The organism is Aquimarina agarivorans, from assembly GCF_000218485.1.
GTDB classification, from domain to species: Bacteria; Bacteroidota; Bacteroidia; order Flavobacteriales; family Flavobacteriaceae; genus Aquimarina; species Aquimarina agarivorans.
In genome coordinates this window covers 1-14,510 of record NZ_AFPB01000139.1, presented here as the reverse complement: position 1 = coordinate 14,510, position 14,510 = coordinate 1, and the positions used below count along the sequence as shown (strand labels likewise).

Sequence of the window (14,510 nt, the reverse complement as noted above, 5' to 3'; positions counted from 1 at the left end):
GTTAAAATAAGATAAGGAGCACTTTTAAAGTAACTAGTTCAAAAAATTAATAACTCAAAAGAATTTGAGATAGTTTAATTACAATGGAAGAAGAAAAGAAACAATATTTTACCATTTCGGTATATACAGAAAATAATATTGGTTTAGTTAACCGAATATCAGCTATTTTTTTAAAGCGTCATGTGAATTTGTTATCCATGACCGCTTCTGAATCTGAAATTGAAGATGTATATCGTTTTACAATTTTAGTAAAATTAACCGAGGAAAAAGTCAAAAAAATAGTAGGGCAAATTGAAAAGCAAATTGAGGTGATTAAAGCGTTTTATCATACCGATAGCGAAACAATCTCTCAGGAAACAGCATTGTATAAGGTAGCGTCTGGTTTATTATTTGATGAACCTCAAATCCAAAATATAATTAAACGTAGTGGAGCATCAATTGTTACTGTAAATAAGCAGTTTTTTGTAATATCTAAAACAGGACGTCGTATTGAAACCGAAGCTTTATATTCTGCTTTAAAACCTTACGGTTTATTACAGTTTGTGCGCTCTGGTCGCATTGCGGTAAGTAGAGAGGCTATGAATATTTCAGATATATTAAAAGATTTTGATGAGTAGTTACTTAAAAAGATCAAAGAATAAAAAAACTCCGTTTCACAATTTTGAAATGGAGTTTTTTTAATTTTTGATCATATAACGGAGTTTTAACCCGCTTTTTGCATTAAAACTTCGTTATGAAGTTGTGAAATATAATAAATACTAATGTTTTCTTAATTTGAGCATAGTATCGCTACGGTCAAATTAAAAAACTCAGTTTGCGTTAGTATTTGAATTGGATTGCAGCTGGCTGTAATATATTTTCTAATGTATAAATTGGGATTAAAAAGGGTCTTCTATACGAATGCGTCTTCCGTTTTTGTAAGATCCAATAAATGCATCTTCAAATCCCATAGCTACTACTTCCATTCGGAATGTTTGTGCTTCTTCTAAACTTTCGAAGGCACCAACAGTATATTTATAAAATTCATCAACGTGAAATTCTTTAAATTGAGGAAAAGTATCCGTGTATAAAGAAATCGCTTTTTCATCCAATGCTCCAATTTGAACCGCGTAAATTAATTCATCATTAATGCTTGGTTGTTTAGCGTTGTTTTCTTGGTTATCATATAAATCATCATTAGATGCTTCTTGATTTGTTGCTTCTTCTTTTTTCTCTTCATCTAGTAACTTTTGTTCAGCGACACCGTGTTTAAAATCAATCAAATCCTGATATTCTTTTGATGATATTAACGTTAACCCTTTTTCTTCTAAATTACTATTTGTAATTGAGGTTAAGGAAAAATAAGTTGTACATCCTATAAGCAACACTAATAAGATTCCGCAAATAATACCTAGGGTAGTTCGATGTTTTTTTAGAATTTCATTAAACTCTAAAGTATTTTCTAGTTTGTGTTTTAGGTTGTTCAGCTCAATTTCATCTATATGGGGCATGACAAATTATTTTAATTTAGCGTTAAATATATGACGAAAATCGTTTTTATTTTAATATGAGCTACTAGATTTGCTAAAAATATTGCTAACAACAGAGTTTTAAGGGGTTGTAGGAAAATAATTTCAGTTTTAAATTTTGTTTTCATTTACAACTTTTTTTTGTAGTTTTTTTTTGAAGAAAGCTCAATTATGTGGAGAAAGGATGAGACAATAAATAGAAGCCAAGAGCTTAATAATTTATTTTTTGATTTGTTGAGTGTGTAGTATTGAAAATGAATGTTTATTTTTGCACTTTCAATTTTAAAGAACATTCAATGCAACGTGATCAACGAATTTTTGACCTAATTGAGCAAGAAAATCAACGTCAATTAAAAGGCTTAGAATTAATTGCTTCAGAAAACTTTGTAAGTGACCAAGTAATGGAAGCACAGGGTTCAGTATTAACAAATAAATATGCTGAAGGATATCCAGGAAAAAGATATTACGGAGGTTGTGAAGTTGTTGATGTTGTTGAACAAATCGCTATAGACCGAGCAAAAGAACTTTTTGGAGCAGCGTATGCAAACGTACAACCACATTCGGGTTCGCAAGCTAATACTGCTGTATTTGCAGCAACGATTAAGCCTGAAGATAAAATTTTGGGTTTTGATTTATCCCACGGAGGTCATTTAACGCATGGTTCTCCCGTAAATTTTTCGGGTAAATTATATACGCCTAGTTTTTATGGTGTTGAAGAAGCTACTGGAGAGTTAGATTATGATAAAATTCAAGCGATTGCAGAAAAAGAGCAACCTAAATTAATCATAGCAGGTGCATCCGCTTATTCTCGTGAAATTGATTACAAGCGTTTCCGCGAAATAGCTGATAGTGTAAATGCAGTTTTATTGGCTGATATGGCACATCCAGCAGGATTAATAGCTGCAGGTTTGTTACAAAGCCCTATTGAACATTGTCATATAGTTACTACTACTACCCACAAAACATTAAGGGGGCCTAGAGGTGGATTAATATTATTGGGAAAAGATTTTGACAACCCATTAGGGGTTACTTTAAAAAGTGGAAAATTGCGTAAAATGTCATCTATGTTGGATAGTGCAGTTTTTCCAGGAAATCAGGGCGGACCATTAGAGCATGTAATTGCAGCAAAAGCAATTGCTTTTGGCGAAGCATTAGACCCTAAATTTAAAGAGTATTGTATTCAGTTGCAAAAAAACGCAAAAGTAGCGGCTGATGCATTAGTTGCTAAGGGATATAAAGTAATCTCTAACGGAACTGATAACCACATGATGTTATTGGATTTGCGAAACAAAAATGTGTCAGGTAAAGTTGCTGAAGAGGCATTAGGTGTTGCTGATATTACAGTAAATAAAAATATGGTTCCTTTTGATGATAAATCACCATTTGTTACCTCTGGAATTCGAATTGGAGTAGCAGCAGCAACTACACGAGGTTTAAAAGAGGATGATTTTAAAACAGTTATTGACTTGATTGATGAAGTTATTGAAAACACAGAAAATGAAGCTGTTTTAAAACAGGTCAAAGAAAAAGTAAATGCTATGATGACAGGACGTCCATTATTTAAAGCTTAGTATTTCACTAAATAATTTTATAAAAAAAGACTGCTCTACTTTAAAGCAGTCTTTATTTATGTACACTTATATGTAAATCAATTTTATATTGGAAACAGTATCAACTTTTAGTAGTATATAGAGTTTGAAAGCTTAAAGTACAAAAAAGCATTAATTTGATAAATATTACCCTAAACTGTATACTATGCTATGGGTAGCAATTACAGCAGCGGTTTCCGTGCGTAAACGCGTTTTTCCTAATGTTACAGGTTGATAGTTGTAAGCTAAAGCTAATTCAATTTCTTTGGTTGAAAAATCTCCTTCAGGGCCAATAAGTAAAATGTAATTTGAACCTTTAGAATTTGATAGGATCCTTTTCAAGCTTTTACGGTCTGTTTCTTCACAATGTGCAATCAAACAGGTATTGTTTTTGTGTAAATTTATAAAATCTTTGAATGAACATGCATCATTCAATTTTGGAATGTGGTATTGCAACGATTGTTTAGCGGCACTTTGAATAATTTTTTTAAAGCGTTCTATTTTTACCGTTTTTCTTTCGCTATGATCACAAATAATGGGTGTAATTTCCTGAATACCAATTTCAGTAGCTTTTTCCAAAAACCATTCGTATCGATCATTCATTTTTGTAGGAGCTACGGCTAAATGAATATGATGTTTTTCTTTATTCTGATATTCAGTACTGGTAATAGTTGCTAAGCATTTATTTATTCCTGCCAAAGTTATTTTAGCAGTAAAAAGATAACCTTTTCCATTAGTAATAAACACTACATCGCCAGTTGATTTGCGTAAAACTTTTACTATATGTTTACTTTCTTCTTTGGAAAATTGAATGTCAGTATCCTGAGAGGATAGATTTTCATTAAAAAATAACTGCATAATTAAAATTTGGTTCTAGCGGAAGCGGTAACATTTAAATCAGAAAAGTCTTTTTTTAAGTATTTAAAATAACCAACAATACCAATCATGGCTGCATTATCAGTAGTATATTCAAATTTAGGAATATGTACTTGCCATCCATACTTTTTTTCTGCGCTAAGCAATACATTACGAATACCAGAATTAGCAGATACACCACCACCGATAGCTATGGTTTTAATGCCCGTTTGCTTTACCGCTTTTTTAATTTTGTCCATGATAATTTCGATAAGTGTGTATTGAATTGATGCACAAATATCATGTAAATTTTCTTGTATAAAATTAGGGTTGTCTTTTGTTTGCTTTTGAACAAAATAGAGCACAGCGGTTTTAAATCCACTAAAGCTAAAGTTTAAATCGGGTACTCGGGGTTTAGAAAAAGTAAAAGCCTTGGGGTTTCCTAATTGTGCATATTTGTCAATTAGTGGTCCGCCTGGGTAGGGGAGTCCTAAAGTTTTAGCGCTTTTATCAAAAGCTTCGCCAATAGCATCATCAATAGTTTGACCAATGATGTCCATTTTAAAATGTTCAGCTACGTTTACTATTTGGGTATGCCCACCGCTAATAGTAACCCCTAAAAAAGGAAATTCAGGTTTTGTGAAACTTGCTCCTTTAATAAAATGCGCAAGCAAATGACCTTGCATATGGTCTACTTCTAACAAAGGAATTTGTAAAGCCATTGCTAAAGATTTTGCAAAGGATACACCAACAAGTAAGGAGCCCATTAAACCAGGACCTTTTGTAAAAGCAATGCCATTTAGTTGGCTTTTGTTAATTCCAGCTTTTTTAATGGCTTGATCAATAACAGGAACTATATTTTGCTGATGCGCTCTGGAGGCCAATTCAGGCACTACACCTCCATAATTTTCGTGTATTTTTTGTGTTGCAACAACGTTGGCTAAAACCACGTCATTTTTAAGTATGGCTGCAGCAGTATCATCGCAGCTGGACTCTATTGCTAGTATATAAATATTTTGTGTATCCATTAGGAGGAAATAGGCATAGAAATTGTTAATATTGTTCTAATATTCCACTACAAAGTTAAAATTAATTGTTAATCAGAAAACTTACAAACATACTGTTTCGAACTATAGCGGTTATTATACTGTTATTTTTGGTTTTAGTTGTTTTATTTTCATTTCCTAAGGTACAAACCTGGGCTGCTAAAAAGGTAACTACTGCTGTAAATGAAAAATATAAAACTGATATAAAACTCAAAGGTATTGGTATTGGTTATACTGGTAATATTGAGTTAAAAGAAGTTTTTATAAAAGATCACCATCAGGATACGTTGGTAAATATTGGACAATTTGAAACTTCAATTGTCAATTTTAAAGATTTGACTGAGGGTAATGGAAAATTAACAGATGCACTATTGAAAAATGTGCACGTTAAAATGCAGCACTACAAAGAGGATGATGTAGATAATTTCAGGATTTTTTTAAGAAAATTTCTTCCTAAAAAAAAGGCAACAACTCCTTTTTTATTAGACACAAAAACGGTTAAAATAAAAAATGGACGGTATGAATATTATTCAGAAAAGTTAAAAGACAAGCCAATAGTTTTTATAAAGAATATTAATTTGGAAGGTAATGACTTGTCCATAAATGGAACAAACATTAGCTTACAATCCAATCAGCTTTCCTTTACTTATAATGATGCTATAAATGTAACGGATCTGACGACGTTTATGGAACTTTCTACTGGAGTAATGCGTTTTTCAAATGTAAGGCTGCAAACAGACAAAAAATCTGATGTAAAAGGAGATGTGGTGTTTAGGTACCAACCTGGTGATATGGAAGATTTCAATAACCTTGTAAAGTTGAAAGCTTTGGTAACTAAAAGTAAGGTGTCAACAACGGATTTAAGGTATTTTTATAGTGAATTTGGAAAAAATAATTTTATTACTGTTACTACTGAATTTGCAGGAACGCTAAATGATTTTAAGCTTAATCAGCTTCATTTAAGAGGACTTAAGGAATCCATTATTGTGGGAAATTTGCATTTATATAATTCGATGTCTAAAAATTTGATTAAGGATTTTAAAATGTCCGGAAATCTTAAACAATTAACCAGTTCAAAGAATGATTTAAGCAGCTTACTCCCTAAAGTTTTGGGTACTAGATTACCCCGGCAATTAGATGCGTTAGGCAGGGTCACAATTGATGGTGCTATAAAAGTAACTCCTAAAAGTGTAGATTTAAATGGAGGGGTAAAAAATAAATTGGGTCAAGCAAATGCTGTGCTTTTTATGGATCATTTGTTAACACCTACTAAATCTACCTATCAGGGTAATTTAAATGTGCTTGACTTTGATTTGGGCGCCTACTTAAATAATAAAAATTTTGGAAAAACATCTTTTAATTTGGATGTCAACGGAAAAGGTTTTTTTCTTAAAAATTTGGATACTAGTCTCGAAGGTACTTTTTCAAAACTAGAATACAAAGGGTATAGTTATTCTGATATAGCAGTAATAGGGGAGCTTAAAGATCCGTTGTTTGACGGTCGTATTATTGCTAACGACCCAAACCTTCAACTAATTTTTAACGGACTAGTAAATATAAATGAAGTCCAAAATGATTATGATTTTTCGGCAAACGTAAATAAAATAGATTTTAATGCTTTAAACTTATTTAAACGAGATAGTCTTTCTTTTTTTAGCGGAAATGTAGTAGCAAAATTAAAAGGTACGTCAGTTGATGATGCTTTTGGAACTATTTCTTTTAGAAATACCTATTACAAAAATCAAAATGACGCGTACAACTTCAAGGATTTTAAGGTAACATCTTCCTTTAATGAAGAAAATGTTAGAACAATTACAATGAATAGTCCCGATATTGTTCAGGGAAAAATTGAAGGTATATTCAAATTCAAAAACATAAAGCAATTATTTAAAAATTCCCTTATTAGCTTGTACAATAAAAAAGCGGTTGCATTTGTAAAAGAACCCGAATTCATAAATTTTGATTTCAAAATTTACAACAAAATTGTAGATGTATTTTTCCCCGATGTAAGTTTGGCACCTAATACATTTATTAAAGGAAACGTATCTAGTGATGTGTCTGAATTTAAGTTGGATTTCAAATCACCTCAAATCAAAGCATTAAAAAATAGTGTGGATCAATTTAATTTTGAAGTCGATAATTCCAATCCATTATATAACGCATACATTACCATGGATCGCATTAATAGTAAACGCTATCCAATAACAGATTTTAGTTTGTTAAATGTAACGTTAAACGATACGCTTTACGTAAGGTCAGCTTTTAAAGGGGGTAAAAAGTCAAAAGACGAATATGACTTAAATTTATTTCATACTATTGACACCGACAAAAAATCGGTAGTTGGTATTCAAAAATCATATTTAAAATTAAAGGGGAATACCTGGAATATGAATTATAATGATGATAAAAGTCATCTAATTACATTTGACCATGATTTTAATGAAGTAAAAGTAGATTCTATTGAATTGGTACATAAAAACGAACGAATCGATTTTTCGGGAGTGTTAAGGGACTCTACATATAAAGATTTTAAAGTTCGATTTTCGGAAGTTGATTTAGCAAAAATTACGCCCACTATTGATAGTTTATCTTACAAAGGTATAATCAATGGAAATCTCGAAATTTTACAAAAAGACGGCGCCTACTATCCAGAATCAAATATTACAGTTTCCGATTTTATAGTAAACAAAATTCCTTTAGGCGAATTAGTTATGAATGTAATAGGAAATGAAGATTTAACAAAATATGTGGTGAATACAAGCCTAAAGCAGGAAAATGCTTTTCCACTTACGTTAAAAGGGGAAATTGACGTATCTGCACAGCAACCACAAATTGACTTAGATGTTGATTTCAAAAAATTTCGATTGGAACCTTTTAGTCCATTAGGAGGGATTGTATTGTCAAATTTACGTGGGAATGTCAATGGAAAAGCAAAAATAACTGGAAACTATTTAAATCCAGATATTAACGGCAGCCTTTTTTTAAAAGATGGAGGCTTAAGTTTTCAGTATTTAAATGTTGATTTTAGTATTAATCAAGATGCTCGGATCAGTCTAACAAAACAGCGAATTATTTTTAACAACACCTTACTTACCGATACTGAATTTGGAACAAAAGGGTATTTAAACGGAGCAATATCTCACAGCAATTTTAAGGATTGGAATTTGGATTTAAAATTAAATAGTAATCGATTGCTAGCATTAAATACTAACGAGGCCGATAACGATTTATATTACGGAACAGCATTTATTAAAGGGAATGCCACCATTACTGGGAAGACAGATAAGTTACTAATCGCTGTTGAAGCTTCAAGTGAACCAGGTACTAAGTTTAAAATTCCGATTAGTGATGCAGAATCAGTTGGGGATAATTCATTTATTCACTTTGTAACACCCGATGAAAAAAAAGCACGTATCCAAGGGGAAAAAGTATATTTTGAGGATGTGAAAGGGCTGGAACTTCAATTTGATCTGGATTTGAATAAAAATGCAGAAGTAGAAGTAGTAGTCGATAAACAATCAGGAAGTACTTTAAAGGGTTCCGGAGCAGGCACACTATTAATTGAAATAAATACCAATGGTAAGTTTAATATGTGGGGTGATTTTGTGGCGTATCAAGGGACTTATGATTTTAAGTACGGAGGGTTACTCTCAAAGCGTTTTGATGTGCAAACAGGGGGGAGTATCAGTTGGGATGGAAGTCCAACCGCTGCTAAATTAAATTTGTCAGCCATTTACAAAACAAATGCCAACCCAGCTATTTTACTTGAAAATTCATTTATAAATCGAAAAATACCAGTTGAAGTAGTCACTACCTTGCAAGGGGAATTACTAAAACCTGATTTAAGTTTTGATATTGAATTTCCGCAAACCAGCTCTATAGTTAAGAGTGAGTTGGACTACGTATTGTCAGATCGAGTGACTAAAGAGCGCCAGGCGTTGTCATTGGTGACTCAAGGAAGTTTTTATAGTGACGCTTTAATTGAAGGAAACTCCATAGTAACGGATAATTTAGTGGAACACGCTTCAAGTTTGGTAAGTAGTATTTTTTCCAGCGACGATGATAAGCTAGGATTTGGATTTGATTACGTAACGGGGGATCGGACTAATCCTGATCAAGAAATTTCAGATCGTTTTGGGGTATCCGTAACAACTCAAATTAGCAATCGAATATTAATAAATGGAAAAGTCGGGGTGCCCATTGGTGGAGTTAATGAATCAGTAGTGGTAGGTGATGTACGTATTGATTTCCTTTTAAATAAAGATGGGACGTTACGTGCAACTATTTTTAATAAACAGAATGATATTCAGCAATTAATTGGTGAAACCGAAGGTTACACCCAAGGTGTTGGGTTGTCATATTCTTACGATTTTGATACGTTTAAAGAATTATTACGAAAGGTTTTTGTCAACGAAAATAAAGTAAAAGATAGCGCAGTAAATTTTAAAAAGTAAACGCAATGATTTGCAGATACTATTTTGCGTTCAATAGTTGTTTTTAATTTTAGTTTCAACTTATAAATGCACCATCTCATTTTTTTCGCTTAGGCTAGAAGAGAAATTTGCGAATACACTACCCCCCAATAGCAATCATACTTCTGTTTTTTGAATGTAGCTCTGGGTCTTCCAGTTTTTCAATAGTATCCATACCCCCTCGAGTCCTCTTTTTGGAGAGCATGGCTAATTTTATTTTGGGAGTAATATCTAACCCATTTCTAAAATCATTTAATAGTTCGCTTTCGCTAGAAGAAAAAAGGCAGTTTTTTAATTTGCCATCCGCAGTCAACCGAATACGATTGCAGGTATCGCAAAATGGATTTGTTACCGAGCTTATAATGGCAAAATTTCCTTTAAATCCTTGAATTTTAAAATTTCTGGAAGTATCATTTGGTGCATCAGTACTTCGTAATACATTTTTAGCGCCAAAATGAGCGTGAAGCATATTTATAATTTCAGCGTGTTTTACCAGTTTTTCGGTATTCCATTGGTTGCCATCAAAAGGCATAAATTCAATAAACCGAATTTTTAAATTTTCAAAACGTGTCAATTCAATGAAATCGCAAATTTCATTATCGTTAACACCCTTCATTAAAACTACGTTGAGTTTTACTTCGTCAACTAGTGTTTGCATTTTTTTGACGTTGTTCCATACGGCATCAAAATAGTCCCGACGTGTAATTAGTTGATTTTTTTCTGTGCTAAGCGAATCAATACTTATAGTAATATTTGTAATCCCCAACTCAAGCAATAAAGGGAGGTGTTTATTTAGTAGAATGCCATTTGTGGTAATGGCGATTTCTACCTTTAGGGTAGCTAATTTTTTAACAATTGTTTCAAAATCTTTTCGGACTAAAGGCTCACCCCCAGTAAGTCTTATTTTAGTTACACCGTGGTGCACAAATAACTTAGCAAGTTTGTAAACTTCGTCAGCAGACATTAAATGAGCACGAGGAGTTAATGGAATTCCAGCGGCAGGCATGCAGTAAGTACAACGTAAATTGCATTTTTCCGTAAGGGAAATACGCAAATAAGTGTGTTTTCGCTGAAAACTATCAGTCAATATAGGTGGGGTAGTATCCATTTAGTGTTGTGCTCCTTTCAAAATTTTAAATGCGTGTAAAACAGCGGGAAAAATAGCGTCCATAGATTCCCTTGCTCCATTTGTAGATCCTGGTAGTGCTAATACTATGGTGTTGCCAATTACTCCTGCTAAACTTCGCGAAAGCATAGCATAAGGCATTCTGTTTTGTCCGTAACTTCTAATGGCTTCCTCAACACCAGGGATTCGTTGTTCAATTAATGGTTCAAGTGCTTGAGGAGTCACATCGCGCGGTGATAACCCTGTACCTCCAGTAAAAATAATAAGTTGGTTTCCTGCTTGTTGTAATCCTTTAGTTTTAGCCTGAATTTGATCAAATTCATCAGGAATAATAGTGTATTCAGATATGTAAACGGCATGCTGTTCGAGTTTTTCGATAATTGCTTTTCCTGCTCTATCTTCCTTTTGACCAGCACTAATACTATCGGAACATACAATTACGGCAGCTTGCATTCCTTTTCCAGAGTCTTTATATGATGATTTGCCCCCTTTTTTGTGCAAAAGCTTAATGTTTTCAATTTCAATATTTTTATCTACAGGTTTTAGCATATCATACATTGTAATTGCTACAACGGAAGCAGCATGCATAGCTTCCACTTCAACACCTGTCTTGTATAAGGTTTTAATGGTCACTTTGATGTGTATGGACAAATTTTCAATTACATATTCCACACTAGTAAACTCGATAGGCAAGGGGTGGCAATCAGGAATCATATCACTTGTGCGTTTAGCAGCAAACAATCCCGCAGTTTTAGCCATTTCAAACACATCGCCTTTTGGAATTTGTTTAGTCAAAATAGCTTCAATAGTTTTACTATTTCCTACTTTAACCGATGCTTGTGCAACAGCTGAACGTAGCGTATTATTTTTATGTGTAATATCTACCATTATTGTTTTAAGTTGTCAGTTATTAGTTGTCAGTTGTCAGTTGAAGATTGGAATTTGGCTAAAATGAACTTAGTTATTTACCTTCCAAACATGGGTTTCATCTTCAAATAATTCTTTACCAAATACGGGAGCTTCTTTTTTTATGCGTTCTACTAGGTATTCTATAGCTTCAAAAACCACTTTTCGATGCGGCGCAGACACAAAAACAAACAGACATATTTCTCCAACTCCCACTTTACCTATACTGTGATATATGTGTGAACAGGTTAATTCAAATTTTTCAAAAGCGGCTTCTCTGATTTCGTGAAATTTTTTGTTAGCCATTTCCTCATAAGCAGAATACTCAATGGCGGTTACTTGTTTATAATTTATAGTATCGGCGCGTACTTGTCCTAAAAATACATTATGAGCACCAATACTAGTCTTTGATTGATGTTTATAAATAGAATTTCCGATGAACTCAGAGGTTATTGCCCCATGTTTAAATACGTTTTTCATTTTTTATGTTGCTTATATATTTTAATTTTAAAAAAGTAGTTTTAACTACCAACTACCAACTACCAACGATATTACCCTCCAGCAAAAGGAGGGAGGATTGCTATTTCACTATTCATAGTTATTTTATGACTTGATTCTACTATTTTTTGATTGACAGCTATTTGATAACTTAAATTTTTTAGAACGTTGTATTTTTTTGATAAGATTTGTTTGATTTCTTTTATCGAGGTGTCATTACCTATTTCAAGAGTTTCTTTGCTGCATTGAATGGCTTCGGCAATTAATCCAAAATATAAAATATGAATAGTCATTAATGTATATTTTTTAATTGTTCAGGGGTATTAATATTGCTAGTTTGATAAGCTAGGTGTTTTGGTGCTTCCGTATAGTTTATATTTAAATCCTTTAATACGTTTGTTAGTTTAAGTTGGTTGTTAAGTAAATGTTTTTCAAAAATTGGCAAACTGCTTGTATTATAAATCCCAATTAATGGCATTATTTTTTTGTTGACACAAATTATAGTGGCGTCATACGTCACAGTATGACTTCGAATTAGGAAATTGATTAAATCAGCTGTTATTAAAGGAATATCACAACTTAAAATAATGTTATCATTAGACAATGTATTCTTTAATGCAGTTACTATTCCTGCAACAGGACCTTTAGAATCTATAATATCAGGAATACACTCTACATTAAGCTTATTATGTTTAATATTTGAACTAACTAAAACCACGCGGTCGTTTAAGTGTCTTACAGCATTTGTTATAAACGATAAAAAAGTTTGTCCTTTATATATAGACAGTGCTTTATCAGTATGCATACGGCTACTGCGTCCGCCACATAGTATGTAAGTAGTATGCTTACTCATTATAATTGTTGAATAATTTATTTTGAGATTCCATGAACTCCCAGCAATTCTTTTTGAGGGTTTCAAATTGGACAATTTTGAGTTTTCCGTACTCAGTGACGCAAGTTCCCCCTCCGCCAGCACCACCAGTAGATTTTATAACTAAGGGTTTTACGGAAGCTTTATTGATAGCATCAATCAAATTCCATGCTTTTTTATATGACATGTTTAATGACTTTGCAGCTTTAGATAATGAACCTTCAGTTTCAATAGCTTTTAATAATTGAATACGGCCTTCCCCTAAAAAGATGCCATTTTCACCTTCTAACCAAATACGACTTTTTATTTGATACATTTTTTACCGTTGTATATGCAAAGATATAACGATAGTTTTGAATAGGAATCTGATTTTTGAATTATATTGATTTAAATTTTTTATCTAAAAGCAATTAAATTGCGTAAGAAAAAACAACAAAACTATAGTCGTTTTCGTAGTAAAAACAGTGTTTAGGTATGTTTTTTATATTTTTTTCAGATTAGTTATATGATATTTTGAATTAAACACTATATTTATAATGTAATTAATTTAAATAACATTAAAATTTAACTAAAATGAAAAAAATTACATTATTAATATCATTATTGACTTGCACATTTATCTCAGTTTTTTCTCAAACATTTGAAGTCACAGGTTTTCCTGCAACTGTTAACGCTGGAGATGTATTAACTTTGACAGTAAATTATTCATATGATACAGATATTAGAGAGTATGATAATTTTAGATTATTAAATATTAGAGAGTTAACTCCTTCTGGGGATTTTGTTGCTGAGTTGGGAGGGAATAATACAACTGGTAGTGTAGCAGTCAGTACAACTGGAATGGGATCTTATGATGTGACATTTACAGTCCCTGATCCTTTACCATCTTTAGGGGACTCTTCGAATGTATACGGAATTGGGGGTTATGTTCAAACGAAACCGGGGGTTAGTCCTAATGATCCTTTTGACGCATTTGCAGTTACTGGTAATTCTATAATTAATGTTGCTGATACAGGTTCAGGAACAGCTCCAAGTGTAACATTTAATTCAGATGTGGTTCAAAATTTAGTACAAGGTGAAACTGTTATGCTTGAAATTTCTTACAAAGCTCAAACTTCTGCATCGGAATTGCAAATTGGTGTATCAGATGCTCCATCATTTTTTTTCCCTGGAACATTAGAGTCATTGGGAGGGGATATACCTGACGGAACTGTTACTGTTGAGTATCAAGTACCTGGAGGTTTAGTTACTGATCCTGATACATCGATTGAATCAGATTTTGTGGTATTTATAAATGCGACATCAGTTAATGCTAATCAAAATGGTATAAAAGTATTTATTGATGAAGCTTCTAGAGATGCTGCATTATCAACAAATGATTTCTCTAAAGACAACATTTCAGCTTCTATCAGTCAAAAAGATGGAATTGTAACTATTGCAGACAGTGTAGAAACTGAAGACTATAAATTATATGACATGACTGGTGCTTTGGTGATTGAAAAGAAAGCAGATGGTCAATTAGATATTAATGGGCTACCGAACGGAATTTATATTCTTTCAACAGATAGTGGATTAGTAAAAATTGGAAAATAATTTTTGATTTTCTATTGTTAGAGAAAGTTATCTAATTAATAGATTA

The 14,510-nt window shown here is 32.5% G+C and carries 13 protein-coding genes; 4 read left to right on the top strand and 9 right to left on the bottom strand.

The window, feature by feature from the left end; translation table 11 throughout:
- Positions 1-83: 83 nt before the first annotated feature.
- Positions 84-617, top strand: coding sequence for an acetolactate synthase small subunit (gene ilvN / locus GMC_RS0108250; RefSeq protein WP_010521683.1), 534 nt, complete (start codon positions 84-86; stop codon positions 615-617).
- Between the two features lie 261 nt (positions 618-878).
- On the opposite strand, the gene GMC_RS0108245 is transcribed toward ilvN, so the two are convergent.
- Positions 879-1,490: an SPOR domain-containing protein gene (locus GMC_RS0108245; protein ID WP_010521682.1), complete on the bottom strand. Its 612-nt coding sequence runs from the start codon at positions 1,488-1,490 to the stop codon at positions 879-881.
- Positions 1,491-1,804: 314 nt separating this feature from the next.
- Between GMC_RS0108245 and glyA the strand changes: the two genes are divergently transcribed.
- Positions 1,805-3,079, top strand: a complete 1,275-nt coding sequence (glyA, locus tag GMC_RS0108235) for a serine hydroxymethyltransferase (protein ID WP_010521681.1) — start codon at positions 1,805-1,807, stop codon at positions 3,077-3,079.
- A gap of 165 nt (positions 3,080-3,244) precedes the next feature.
- On the opposite strand, the gene GMC_RS0108230 is transcribed toward glyA, so the two are convergent.
- Positions 3,245-3,955, bottom strand: a complete 711-nt coding sequence (locus GMC_RS0108230; protein WP_010521680.1) for a 16S rRNA (uracil(1498)-N(3))-methyltransferase — start codon at positions 3,953-3,955, stop codon at positions 3,245-3,247.
- Between the two features lie 2 nt (positions 3,956-3,957).
- Positions 3,958-4,980, bottom strand: coding sequence for a tRNA (adenosine(37)-N6)-threonylcarbamoyltransferase complex transferase subunit TsaD (gene tsaD / locus GMC_RS0108225; RefSeq protein ID WP_010521679.1), 1,023 nt, complete (start codon positions 4,978-4,980; stop codon positions 3,958-3,960).
- A gap of 128 nt (positions 4,981-5,108) precedes the next feature.
- Here tsaD and GMC_RS0108220 point away from each other — a divergent pair, with 128 nt between their 5' ends.
- A complete protein-coding gene (locus GMC_RS0108220) occupies positions 5,109-9,452 on the top strand; it encodes a translocation/assembly module TamB domain-containing protein (RefSeq protein ID WP_238527951.1) in 4,344 nt (1,447 codons plus the stop codon).
- A gap of 118 nt (positions 9,453-9,570) precedes the next feature.
- Here GMC_RS0108220 and moaA read toward each other — a convergent pair whose 3' ends face one another.
- From moaA to GMC_RS0108190, 6 genes are all read right to left on the bottom strand, one after another.
- Positions 9,571-10,578 carry a GTP 3',8-cyclase MoaA gene (moaA, locus tag GMC_RS0108215; RefSeq protein WP_010521677.1) on the bottom strand — a complete coding sequence of 336 codons (1,008 nt, stop codon included), beginning with the start codon at positions 10,576-10,578 and terminating at the stop codon, positions 9,571-9,573.
- Entirely contained in the window at positions 10,579-11,484 is a 906-nt protein-coding gene (moaCB, locus tag GMC_RS0108210; RefSeq protein WP_010521676.1) for a bifunctional molybdenum cofactor biosynthesis protein MoaC/MoaB, read from the bottom strand.
- A 69-nt stretch (positions 11,485-11,553) separates the two neighbouring features.
- Positions 11,554-11,982, bottom strand: coding sequence for a molybdenum cofactor biosynthesis protein MoaE (locus GMC_RS0108205; protein ID WP_010521675.1), 429 nt, complete (start codon positions 11,980-11,982; stop codon positions 11,554-11,556).
- A gap of 71 nt (positions 11,983-12,053) precedes the next feature.
- The gene (locus GMC_RS0108200; RefSeq protein ID WP_010521674.1) at positions 12,054-12,293 is read right to left on the bottom strand and encodes a MoaD/ThiS family protein; all 240 of its coding nucleotides are present in this window, start codon (positions 12,291-12,293) and stop codon (positions 12,054-12,056) included.
- Positions 12,293-12,853: a molybdenum cofactor guanylyltransferase gene (locus GMC_RS0108195; RefSeq protein ID WP_010521673.1), complete on the bottom strand. Its 561-nt coding sequence runs from the start codon at positions 12,851-12,853 to the stop codon at positions 12,293-12,295. Before GMC_RS0108195 ends, GMC_RS0108200 begins: the two co-directional genes overlap by 1 nt.
- Positions 12,846-13,187, bottom strand: a complete 342-nt coding sequence (locus GMC_RS0108190) for a winged helix-turn-helix domain-containing protein (RefSeq protein ID WP_010521672.1) — start codon at positions 13,185-13,187, stop codon at positions 12,846-12,848. Before GMC_RS0108190 ends, GMC_RS0108195 begins: the two co-directional genes overlap by 8 nt.
- A gap of 257 nt (positions 13,188-13,444) precedes the next feature.
- Between GMC_RS0108190 and GMC_RS0108185 the strand changes: the two genes are divergently transcribed.
- The gene (locus tag GMC_RS0108185) at positions 13,445-14,464 is read left to right on the top strand and encodes a T9SS type A sorting domain-containing protein (RefSeq protein ID WP_010521671.1); all 1,020 of its coding nucleotides are present in this window, start codon (positions 13,445-13,447) and stop codon (positions 14,462-14,464) included.
- Positions 14,465-14,510 lie beyond the last annotated feature (46 nt).